This is a genomic window from Pseudomonas sp. zfem005 (assembly GCF_032621735.1).
GTDB classification, from domain to species: Bacteria; Pseudomonadota; Gammaproteobacteria; order Pseudomonadales; family Pseudomonadaceae; genus Metapseudomonas; species Metapseudomonas solani.
Genome location: NZ_JAVYJE010000014.1, coordinates 1 through 10,675 on the forward strand (window position 1 = coordinate 1; position 10,675 = coordinate 10,675).

9 protein-coding genes and 1 pseudogene are annotated in these 10,675 nt (G+C 69.8%); 7 read left to right on the forward strand and 3 right to left on the reverse strand.

The window, feature by feature from the left end:
- Positions 1–127, forward strand: a pseudogene (locus tag RTW82_RS26675) (IS110 family transposase); the annotation flags it as partial.
- Positions 128–274: 147 nt separating this feature from the next.
- Here the strand turns inward: RTW82_RS26675 and RTW82_RS26680 are convergent.
- Entirely contained in the window at positions 275–1,228 is a 954-nt protein-coding gene (locus RTW82_RS26680) for a LysR family transcriptional regulator (RefSeq protein WP_111261561.1), read from the reverse strand.
- A gap of 171 nt (positions 1,229–1,399) precedes the next feature.
- On the opposite strand from RTW82_RS26680, the gene RTW82_RS26685 reads away from it, so the two are divergent.
- The 6 genes from RTW82_RS26685 (at position 1,400) to tpx (ending at position 7,309) form a co-directional block, all read left to right on the forward strand.
- A complete protein-coding gene (locus RTW82_RS26685) occupies positions 1,400–2,905 on the forward strand; it encodes an efflux transporter outer membrane subunit (RefSeq protein WP_316926975.1) in 1,506 nt (501 codons plus the stop codon).
- 9 nt (positions 2,906–2,914) lie between these two features.
- Entirely contained in the window at positions 2,915–5,086 is a 2,172-nt protein-coding gene (locus tag RTW82_RS26690) for an FUSC family protein (protein ID WP_316926976.1), read from the forward strand.
- A complete protein-coding gene (locus RTW82_RS26695) occupies positions 5,076–5,276 on the forward strand; it encodes a DUF1656 domain-containing protein (RefSeq protein WP_021219158.1) in 201 nt (66 codons plus the stop codon). The genes RTW82_RS26690 and RTW82_RS26695 overlap by 11 nt, the downstream gene beginning before the upstream one ends.
- Before the next feature lie 7 nt (positions 5,277–5,283).
- Positions 5,284–6,168: an HlyD family secretion protein gene (locus RTW82_RS26700; RefSeq protein ID WP_316927078.1), complete on the forward strand. Its 885-nt coding sequence runs from the start codon at positions 5,284–5,286 to the stop codon at positions 6,166–6,168.
- A 205-nt stretch (positions 6,169–6,373) separates the two neighbouring features.
- On the forward strand, positions 6,374–6,628 hold the full coding sequence (locus RTW82_RS26705) for a DUF2790 domain-containing protein (protein ID WP_111261556.1): 255 nt from the start codon (positions 6,374–6,376) through the stop codon (positions 6,626–6,628).
- A 183-nt stretch (positions 6,629–6,811) separates the two neighbouring features.
- Entirely contained in the window at positions 6,812–7,309 is a 498-nt protein-coding gene (gene tpx / locus RTW82_RS26710; RefSeq protein ID WP_316926977.1) for a thiol peroxidase, read from the forward strand.
- Between the two features lie 589 nt (positions 7,310–7,898).
- Here the strand turns inward: tpx and RTW82_RS26715 are convergent.
- Positions 7,899–9,236, reverse strand: a complete 1,338-nt coding sequence (locus RTW82_RS26715; RefSeq protein WP_316926978.1) for a TldD/PmbA family protein — start codon at positions 9,234–9,236, stop codon at positions 7,899–7,901.
- Positions 9,236–10,666 carry a TldD/PmbA family protein gene (locus tag RTW82_RS26720; protein WP_316926979.1) on the reverse strand — a complete coding sequence of 477 codons (1,431 nt, stop codon included), beginning with the start codon at positions 10,664–10,666 and terminating at the stop codon, positions 9,236–9,238. Before RTW82_RS26720 ends, RTW82_RS26715 begins: the two co-directional genes overlap by 1 nt.
- Positions 10,667–10,675 lie beyond the last annotated feature (9 nt).

Here is a 10,675-nt window from a genome sequence, read left to right on the forward strand (position 1 = left end):
CCTCAGAGCCAAGGGCAAGACCGGCATGCAGATCATCTGCGCAGCGATGCGTAAGCTGCTGAACATCGCTTATGGCGTCTTGAAATCGGGCCAGCCGTACGACGTAAAACTGGCCCTTGCTCACTAGGGATCAAGACGGTATCTACGCAGCGGCGACCGTGGTGCTGGAGTGGGGCACCGAGGTGGGCCGGATGTAGGGTGGATGGCGCTCTTTTCATCCACCGGCGGAGCCCGGCGTGACCACGGATGCTGGGCGGGTGACGCGGTGTTCAGCCTACGGCTGCGGTGGCAGGGCATTGCTGCAGGCGGTGATCACCGCGTCGTCGGCCTTGAGGCGGTCGGGGAGGAAGTCGCGGAGGAATTCCACCCAGGTGCGGATCTTCGCGTCGAGGAACTGCCGCGACGGATAGAGGGCGTAGATGCCCAGGGGGAACAGGCTGTGGCGCGGCAGCACGCGTACCAGGCTGCCGTCGGCCAGGCCCTTCACGGCGGAGTACACCGGCAGCACGCCGATGCCCATGCCGGCGATCAGCGCCTCGGTCATGGCGTCGGCGGTGTTGGCCTGGAAGGGGGTGTGGTTGATGGAGATCATCTGCTGCCCGTCGGGGCCTTCGAACAGCCATTTGTCCAGGGCCATCACCGAGTTCACCAGGCGCAGGCAGCGGTGCTGGGTGAGGTCCGACGGCTGGCGCGGGGCGCCGTGCTTGGCGATGTAAGCAGGGGAGGCGCAGAGCACGCTGTAGGTGGTGCCGAGCTGCTTGGAGATGAAGCCCGAGTCGGGCAGCTCCTGGGCGATCACCACCGAGATGTCGTAGCCCTCGTCGAGGATGTCGGTGGTGCGGTTGGCCAGGGTCAGGTCGAAGCTGACGTCGGGGTAGGTCTCGCTGTACTGGGCGATGGCCTTGATCAGGTAGTGCTGGCCGATGCCGGTCATGGCGTGGACCTTGAGGTTGCCGGCGGGGCGGGCGTGGGCTTCGCTGGCTTCGGCTTCGGCTTCCTCTATGTAGCCAAGGATCTGCTCGCAGCGCAGCAGGTAGCGCTGGCCGGCTTCGGTGAGGGCGATGCGACGGGTGGTGCGGTGCAGCAGGCGGGTGCGCAGGTGGGTTTCCAGGGTGGCCACGGCGCGCGAAACGTAGGAGGTGGTGAGGTCGAGGCGGGCCGCCGCAGCGGTGAAGCTGCCGGTTTCGGCCACGCAGACGAAGGCGCGCATGTTGAAGAGGATGTCCATGAAGGGCTCCGGCCTGGAAGGGATGCGAATTCTGGCATGAAGTACCGAGGGGATTATGGCCGATCAGTACACAATGAATCGCCTATCCGAGCGCTTATCCCGAGGCCGGGCCACACATAGAATCGCCGCCGTTTCGGGCCTTTTCGGCCCTTGCCTCAGGATGTGCCGCACGTGCCCCGCAATCGTCGGCCCGGGTTGACCCGAGCCAGTCTGTTCGCTGTCTTCCCGCTTCTGTGTTCCTGTATCGATTCCTCCGGCCTTGCGCCATCCTCACGGCCCCTGGACGCCCATGAACTGGCGCCGGGCGCTGCCATCAGCGCCGCCCAGGCCGAGGCCGGCTGGCCCGCCGGGCAGTGGTGGCGCGCCTATGGCGACCCGCAGCTGGACCGCTGGATGGACCGCGCCCTGGCCGGTAGCCCGAGCCTGGCCATGGCCGCCGCGCGGGTGCGCCAGGCCCGGGCGCGGGCCGGTGTGGTGGAGGCCGACGAGGCGCCGCAACTGGGCCTGGACGCCAGCCTGCAACGCAAGCGCTGGCCCGACGACGCCTTCTACGGCCCCGGCGACCTGGCCCGCAGCAGCAGCTGGAACAACACCAGCCAGCTGGGCTTCAGCTATCCGCTGGATCTCTGGGGGCGCGAGCGCAGCCGCGGCGAGTCGGCCCTCGACCAGGCCCGGGCGACGGCGAGCGAGGCGCGCCTGGCAGCCCTGGAGCTGCAGGGCAACCTGGTGCGCAGCTACATAGGGCTGGCCCTGCACCACGCCGAGCTGGATATCGCCGAAGCCGAACTGGCCCGCCAGGAACAGCTGCTGGCACTGACCCGCCAGCGCCGCCACGACGGCATCGGCACCGGCCTGGAGGAGACCCGCGCGCAGCTGGGCCTGCCCGAGGCCCACCGGCAGATCGACCTGCTGCACGAAGCCATCGCGCTGGACCACAACCAGCTCGCCGCCCTGGCCGGCGCGGGGCCGGGGGAGGGCGAGGCCCTGCAACGCCCGGCGCTGTCGCCATTGCTGGACCTGGGCCTGCCGCCGCGCCTGCCCCTGGAGCTGCTCGGCCACCGGCCGGACCTGGTGGCCGCGCGCTGGCGGGTGGCGGCCGAAGCGCGGGGCATCGAGGCGGCGAAGGCGGACTTCTACCCCAACGTCGACCTGCTCGGCGGCCTCGGCACCTCGGCGGTGCAGGGTGGGGTGCTGGACTTCCTGCGCTACGACAAGCTGACCTGGGGCCTGGGCCCGGCGCTGTCCCTGCCCGTCTATGACGGTGGCTTGCGCCGTGGCCGCCTGGCCGAGGCGGGGGCCGGCTACGACCTGGCGGTGGAGGGCTACAACCAGGCGCTGGTGCTGGCGATCAAGGGCGTGGCCGATGCCCTGGTGCGGCTGAAATCCCTGCGCGAGCAGCAGCACCTGGCCGCCGAGTCGGTGGCCCAGGCGCAACACGCCTTCGACCTGGCCCAGCTGGCCCGCCAGCGCGGCCTCACCGACCAGCGCGCGGTGCTGGAGGCGCAACCGGCGCTGCTCCAGGCCCAGCGCCTGCAGCAGCAGGTGCGCGCCGCACGCCTGGTGGCCCAGGCCGACCTGTTGCTGCAACTGGGCGGCGGCGTGCTGCCGGTGGCCGCCGGCCCGCAGCCGGCGCGACTGACGCCCAGCGAACCCACGCTGCACATCCCCCATCCCTGAGAAACGACCATGACCACAACCTTGCGCCGCGACCTGGCCAACTGGGCGCGCACCGAGGGCCTGACCTGGGTGTTCATCCTCAAGGCCCTGCTCACCGCCTTCATCGCCCTGTGGCTGGCCTACCGCCTGGAGCTGCCGCAACCGGGCACCGTGCTGGTGACGGTGTTCATCGTCATGCAGCCGCAGAGCGGCCAGGTATTGGCCAAGAGCTTCTACCGCATCATCGGCACCCTGCTGGGGCTGACGGTGATGGTGGCGCTGATCGCCCTGTTCAACCAGGAGCGGGTGCTGTTCATGCTCAGCGTGGCCATCTGGATCGGCCTGTGCACCGCCGGTGCCGCGCGCTACCGGGACTTTCGCGGCTACGCCTGCGTGCTGGCCGGCTACACGGCGGTGATCATCGGCCTGCCGGCGACCCTGCACCCGGAAGGCGCCTTTATGCAGGCGCTGTGGCGGGTGCTGGAGATCACCCTCGGCATCCTCTGCACCGGGCTGGTCAACGCCCTGGTGCTGCCGCAGACCAGCAGCGCCGATCTGCGCGCCACCTTGCAGGCGCGCTTCCGCGACTTCGCCGCCTTCGCCTGCGAGGGGCTGGCCGGGCGCCTGGACAGCGAGCGCTTCGAGGCCCTCAACGCACGTTTCGCCGCCGCTGCCGTGGGCCTGGAGAACCTGCGCAACGCCACCGCCTTCGAAGACCCGCACATGCGCCTGCGCGCCGGGCGCCTGGGGCGGCTGAACAACGAGTTCATGGTGCTCTCCACGCGCTTCCACGCCCTGCACCAGCTGCTCAACCGCCTGGCCGCTGCCGTGGAACCGACCGGGCAGCTGGTGCGCGAGGCCCTGGCGCCCTGCCTGGCGGAAGTGGCCGCGCTGCTGGCCGCCCAGCGCGAGAGCCTGGGCAGCGACGCCGAGGCGGCGGAGTTCGCCGGGCGCCTGGCGGCCTGCCGGCAGGAACTGATGCAGCTGATCCGCGCCGGGCGCGGACGCCTGGCCATGCAGCAGGTGGACGAGGCCGGCGCGCTGGATTTCGATACCGCCGCCGAGCTGCTGTTCCGCTTCGTCGACGACCTCCACAGCTACGCCCTGACCCTGGCCTCGCTGCTGGACCACCGCCACGCCCGCGAGGACTGGCGGGAGAGCTTCCGCCCCCGCGCCAACGCCCTGGCCGCTGCCGTGGCCGGCATGCGCAGCAGCCTGCTGATCCTCGCCCTGGGCACCTTCTGGATGGCCACCGCCTGGCCGGCCGGGGAGACCTTCACCATGACCGTGGGGATGATCTCGGCACTGGCGTCGTCATCCTCCAACCCCAAGCGCCTGGCCCTGCAGCTGACCATCGGCGCCACCGGCGGCGCCCTGGCCGGTATCGCGACCACCTTCTGGGTGCTGCCCTGGCTGGACGGCTTCGCCATGCTCTGCTGCGCCCTGGCGCCCACCTTCGCCCTGGGCGCGCTGCTGCTCTCGCGCAGCCAGTGGTCGGGCTACGGCGTCGGTCTGCTGGTGTGGTTCTGCCTGCTGTCGCTGCCGGCCAACCTGACCCACTACGACCCCTACCGGCTGTTCAACGAGTACCTGGCGGTGCTGCTGTCCATGACCCTGGCCACCCTGGCGGCGGCGCTGATCCTGCCGCCCAACCGGCCCTGGCTGTGGCGGCGCCTGGAGCACGACCTGCGCCTGTGCGCGGTGCACACCGTGAGCGGGCGCATCCGTGGGCTGGTGAGCGGCTTCGAGAGCGGCACCCGGGACCTGCTGGCCCAGGCCTATGCCTTCTCCGCCGGGCGCCCGGACGTGCAGCGCCGCCTGCTGCGCTGGATGTACGCGGTGCAGGAGGTGGGCCACGCGGTGATCGAACTGCGCCTGGAGCAGGCACGGCTGCCGGCGCTGTCCTGCTATGCCGAGTCGATGCCCTGGCGGCAATCGGTGCGGGTGATGGGGCGGGCGCTGATCCGCCTGCTGATCCAGCCCGGCGAGGGCAACCGCCTGCGTGCGCTGCAGGCGGTGGAGCAGGCCATCGAGGCGGTGCGCGCCACCCCCGAGCCCTGTGCGCCGCAGTTCGAAACCTCGCCCTTGCGCCGCCTGCAGAGCTACCTGCACTTCATCCGCACCTCCCTGCTCGACCCGCTGGCGCCCTGGGCTGATGCCCTCGAGCCGGCACCTGCCCCGGTACTCGCCCATGCCACGTGAGATCGCCTTGCACGGCGTCTACCTGCCCAGCCTGACGCTGCTGTTCCTCCTGGCCCTGGCCGGTGGCTGGGTGCTCGACCGCCTGGCCGCGCGCCTGGGGCTGTACCAGCACGCCTGGCACCCGGTGCTGCTGCGGGTCAGCCTGTTCACCTGCCTGTACGGCGCCCTGGCGCTGGCCACCTACCGTTGAGAGATCTCTGTCCGTGAAACGAATCATCAGTGTCGTCGCGACCCTGCTCATCCTCGCCCTGGCGGTGACCTTGGTGCACCAGCTGTGGCAGCACTACATGGAGTCGGCCTGGACCCGCGACGGCCGGGTGCGCGCTGATGTGATCAACATCGCCCCCGATGTCGCCGGGCTGGTGGTGGAGGTGCCGGTGCGCGACAACCAGGCGGTGAAGGCCGGCGACGTGCTGCTGCGCATCGACTCGTCGCACTACGCGCTGGCGGTGAGCGAGGCCGAGGCGGAGGTGGACGCCGCCCGCGCCGAGCTGGACATGCGCCGCCTCAATGCCCGTCGCCGCGCCGACATGGACGACCTGGTGGTGTCGCGGGAGAGCCGCGAGGACGCCAGCCATATCGCCAACGGCGCCGAGGCCCGCTACCGCCGTGCCCTGGCCCAACGCGATGCGGCGCGGCTTGACCTGGAACGCACCGAGGTGCGCGCGCCGGTGGACGGCTACGTCACCAACCTCAACATCTACCGGGGCGACTACGCGCGCACCGGCCAGGCCAGCATGGCGCTGGTGGACGGGCGCTCGTTCTACGTCAACGGCTACTTCGAGGAGACCCGCCTGCCGCGCATCCGCGTGGGCGCGAAAGTGGAGATGCGCCTGATGAGCGGCGAGCGCTTGCTGGGGCACGTCGACAGCATCGCCCGGGGCATCTACGACCGCGACAACCCCGAGAGCCGCGAGCTGGTGGCGGACGTGAACCCCACCTTCAACTGGGTGCGCCTGGCCCAGCGCGTGCCGGTGCGCATCCACCTGGACGAGGTGCCCGAAGGGCTGGCGCTGTCGGCGGGAATGACCTGCACCGTGGTGGTGGACGAGGGGCAGGGCGGGGACGCTTCGCGGGGCTGAGGGATTGTTGAGCCAGCGGCCACAGTCCTTGTGCTGGATCGGTCTGTAAGCGCCGGGTGGCGCTCCTTAAAATTGACCTGCCTCCCACGACGAGGCGCACATGCTGATCTACCTCACCGTCCTGCGGTGTTGCGCAGTACCTTCGGCCCGTTCGTGGAGAGCGGGCCGAAGCCCCTCCCTCCAAGGCAATTCGGATAACAGATCAATGAAAGCGTTCATGTTGCTGGCCCTGGCCGGCCTGTCTCCTCTCGTCTTCGCTGCCGCCCCCGAACAACCCGCTCCCACCCAGGCCGAGCAGTACCACTACGGCATGGAGCTGGACATCGCCCGGGTCATCTCCCGCAGCGAAGTCCCTGATGTCTGCGGCGTGGTGCCGGCCTACCTGACCTATGAAGACCACCAGGGCAAGGTCCACCGCCTCGAGTACATGGTGTTCGGCAATGGGTGCTCCAACGGTTGAGCCCAGCGCGCTGTGCGACCTGACAGATGCCCGGCCGAGATGCCGGGCATTGTCGTTTGAGGGGGTGTGGTGGGGGCCTACGTGAAGCTTGGATTAAATATCTGACTTGCCGGTCGGAATTCATTATCCTGCGGCACTCTTGCTTGCAGTACAGAACAACCCATCAATAAAAGGATCAATTCCATGGCTCAAGTAACCCTCAAGGGCAACCCCGTCAGCGTCGATGGCCAACTGCCGGCCAAAGGCGCCCAGGCACCGGCTTTCAGCCTGGTCGGCGGCAACCTGGCGGACGTGACCCTGGCCAGCCTGAGCGGCAAGCGCAAGGTGCTGAACATCTTCCCGAGCGTCGACACCCCCACCTGCGCCACCTCCGTGCGCACCTTCAACACCGAAGCCAGCAAGCTGGCCAACACCGTGGTGCTGTGCATCTCCGCCGACCTGCCGTTCGCCCAGGCGCGCTTCTGCGGCGCTGAAGGCCTGGAAAACGTGATCAACCTGTCCACCATGCGTGGCGCGCAGTTCCTCAAGGACTACGGCGTCGCCATTGCCAACGGCCCCCTGGCCGGCATCGCCGCCCGCGCCGTGGTCGTGCTGGACGAGAATGACAAAGTGCTGCACAGCGAGCTGGTAGGCGAAATCGCCGACGAGCCGGACTACGCAGCCGCCATCGCCGTGCTCTGATCGGGCGAGGGTGACGAAAAAGGGAGGCCATTGGCCTCCCTTTTCTTTGGGCGCTAATCCGTGGCCAGGCACGGCGTTGAGCCGTGTGTGGGGGTTGTCGCTTTTTACCTCCACCAGCGGTGTCGGGCGGGGCACCGATGGTGGATGGGTGAAGCGTCATCCACCCTACGCACCGGTCGAATTCGTAGGTTGGCGCCGAGCGTAGCGAGGCCCAACGCAGCAGTGTGCAGCCTCGCTGCGGGCATTCTCTGTGGGAGCGGCTTCAGCCGCGAAGGACCCACCGCCGGCACCGGGCTGCGAGTGGGCGGATGTTTCATCGCGAATGAATTCCCACGGGTTCGAGCAACAGCTTCGCGAGCAGAGCTCGCTCCTACGAGGCGTGCCAGGGCCGACCGACGGGGTTGCGCGGGGCCATGTACGGCGTTGACCCGTGTGTAGGGTGGAGGTCGCCCTTTACCTCCACCAGCGGTGTGTGGCGGGGCGCCGATGGTGGATGGGTGAAGCGTCATCCACCCTACGCAGCGGTCGGCTCCGTAGGGCGTGGGAAACCCGCTCCCGGGCTGAAGCCCGGGCTACGGGGGGTGTGGCGCTATAGCGTGAGCTGCAGGCGCTTGACCAGGGCGCCGGGGAGCAGGGAGGAGAGGGTCTGGCGTTCGTCGTAGGTGCTGGCGGAGAGGCGCAGCTGGCGTTCGGCGGTTAGGGCTTCGAGCTGGTCACCGAGGAGGTCGAAGAGGCTGTCGTCGAAACGCATGGTGCTGACCGGCGCCTGGATGCGGCCGTCCTCCACCCAGAAGGTGGCGAAGCGGGTCATGCCGGTGATGCGGGCGGCGGGCAGGTCGGACCAGTTGAGGTACCAGAGGTTGCCGATGTAGAGGCCGGTGCCGAGGGCGGCGAGGGCGTCGGCTTCGGGCAGGGTGCCGGCGTCCATCACCAGGGCCAGGGGATTTTCGTCGCCGCTGGCGCCGTTGCCGGGCAGGCCGTATTCACGGGCGCTGCGCGAGCCAACCAGGCGGCCGGTGAGGCGGCCCTGCTGGATGAGGGCGACGTCGCTGCGCGGCGAGCCCTCGGCGGTGAAGGGCGGGGAGAGGGCGCCGGCCACCTGTTCGTGCAGGCCCAGCAGCGGGCTGAAGCGGGCGCCGTCGTCCAGGCGTTGCAGCGGGCTTTCCTTGCTGGCCAGGGCGCGGGCAGAGAAACCGCCCCAGCAGAGCATGCCGGTGATCTCCTCCAGCGCCGCCGGGGCGATGTAGGCGCGGTAGCCGCCCGGGGCGAGGATGCGCAGGGGCTTGCCCAGGTGCTCCAGCTGGGCGCGGGCGGCGGCGAAGCGGCGGAGGAACTCCTCGTCGTTCCAGCCCTGGCCGGCGTAGTCGGCCTTCACCGCCTGGCCGTTGGCGTGGAACAGGCTGAAGTCGAAGTTGAAGCAGTGGGCGCTGTGCCAGCCGAAGGCGCCCCAGCTGTTGGCGAAGCCCCGGTAGAGCGGGCCGGCGGCGTAAATGCCGACCATGTCCAGCCCTTCGGCGGCGGCGCTGATGCAGGGCAGCACGGCGGCCGGGTCGGGCAGCGGCTGGCTGTCGACATGGCGGCGCTGCCAGGGCGTGCGGTCGGGCATCAGGTAGGGGTCGGGCGGCAACTGGCCGATCACCGCGCGCAGGCGTTCGAGGCCGTCGGCCAGGCGCTGGCGGTCTTCGTCCGGCTGGCCGGAGAGGGTGACGGCCATCTGCGCCTGGCGCTCGGCGGCAATCAGCTGCAGGGTGGCGCCGGCCTGGGATACATGGCCGGCCTGGCGCACGCGGGCGTGGTTGAAGCGGATGAAGTCGGATTCCTCGGCGCTGTACCAGAGGGTGAAGTCTTCGCCGGGGCGCATGGCCTGGCGCAGGGGGGCGGCGAGGGCGGCGAAGCCGGCTTCGCGGGAGTCGATATGGACGCTCATCAGGCGGCACCTCCGAATACGTCGACCTGGCTGAACACGCAGGCGGGGGACGCGTGGCCCACCCGCACCACCTGGTTGGGCTCGCCCTTGCCGCAGAAGGGCGTGCCGAGCACCTCGAAGGTACTGGCGTCACCCACCGCGGCGAGGCTGCGCCAGAAGCTGGCGGAGATGCCCCGGTAGTTGGGGTTCTTCACCACGCCCTTGAGCTCGCCGTTCTCGATGAGCTGGCCCCATTCGCAGCCGAACTGGAACTTGTTGCGCGCGTCGTCGATGGACCAGGAGCGGTTGGTGGTCATCAGGATGCCGCGCTCGATGCCGCCGACCAGTTGCTCCAGGCGCTGGTTGCCGGGCTCGATGTTGAGGTTGGCCATACGGTCGATGGGCGCGCGGTTCCAGTTGCAGGCGCGGCTGTTGGCCACGCCCGGCAGGCCGCTGCGTTGCTGCGAGAGGGCGCCGCCGAGGGGGCGCAGGAGCAGGCCCCTTTCGATCAGCAGGGTCTTCTGCGCGGCGCTGCCGTCGTCGTCGTGGCCGTAGCTGGCCAGCTCCTCGGGGATGCCCGGGTCGAAGCTGACGTTGAGCAGCGCCGAGCCGTACTGGTAGTGGCCGAAGTCTTCCTGGCGGATGAAGCTGGTGCCGGCGTAGTTGCGCTCGTCGCCGAGGATGCGGTCCAGCTCCAGCGGGTGGCCGATGGATTCGTGGATCTGCAGCATCATCTGCTCGGGCATCAGCAGCAGGTCGCGCGGGCCTTCCGGGGTGTTGGGCGCCAGCAGCAGCTGCAGCGCCTCGTCGGCCACGCGGGGCGTCGAGCCGCGCAGGCCCAGGCGCTGGATGACCTCGGCGCCGCCCTGCTGGCCGCCGTGGTAGCCACCGAAGCTGCGGGTCTGGCTGTCGTGGCCGTCGAAGGCGGTGACGCTGGCGCCAGGGTAGACGAATTGCAGTTCCTGCCAGTGCTCGGCACCGGCGCTGTTGAGGTAGAGCTGCTCGTGGCGGTTGACGCTGAGCAGCAGCGTCCAGTTGACCAGGCGCGGGTCGGTGGGCACCGCGGCGGATTCCTCGCGCAGCAGCTCGATGCGCTCGGCGATGCTGGGCAGCGGGGTGTCGAGGCCCGGGGAGCGGTACTCGGCGCGGCCCTGGGGCGGGGCGACGCGGGCGTCCACCAGGTTGTGCGGGGCGATCAGCCGGGCGCGGGCTTCGGCCAGGTCGAGGGCGCGTTGCAGGCCTTCGGTGCTGAGGTCGCTGGTGGCGGCATAGGCTTCGACGCCATCGATGCGCACGCTGAGCATGGCACCCAGGTCGCTGGAGAAGAACGGCGGCTCGGCGACGTTGCGCCGTACCCGGCAGTGCTCGCCGCTCTGGCGGACGATGCGCAGGGCGTGGAAGTCGGCGCGGCTGCGCAGGGTGGAGAACTGCTGCTTGAGTCGTTCGAACACGGGGCGCTC

Excerpts from the sequence above, each read along its gene's own strand:
- RTW82_RS26680 (WP_111261561.1), bottom strand. The coding sequence starts at position 1,228 with ATGGACATCCTCTTCAACATGCGCGCCTTCGTCTGCGTGGCCGAAACC.
- RTW82_RS26690 (WP_316926976.1), top strand. The coding sequence starts at position 2,915 with ATGACCACAACCTTGCGCCGCGACCTGGCCAACTGGGCGCGCACCGAG.
- RTW82_RS26695 (WP_021219158.1), top strand. The coding sequence starts at position 5,076 with ATGCCACGTGAGATCGCCTTGCACGGCGTCTACCTGCCCAGCCTGACG.
- RTW82_RS26705 (WP_111261556.1), top strand. The coding sequence starts at position 6,374 with ATGAAAGCGTTCATGTTGCTGGCCCTGGCCGGCCTGTCTCCTCTCGTC.
- tpx (WP_316926977.1), top strand. The coding sequence starts at position 6,812 with ATGGCTCAAGTAACCCTCAAGGGCAACCCCGTCAGCGTCGATGGCCAA.
- RTW82_RS26715 (WP_316926978.1), bottom strand. The coding sequence starts at position 9,236 with ATGAGCGTCCATATCGACTCCCGCGAAGCCGGCTTCGCCGCCCTCGCC.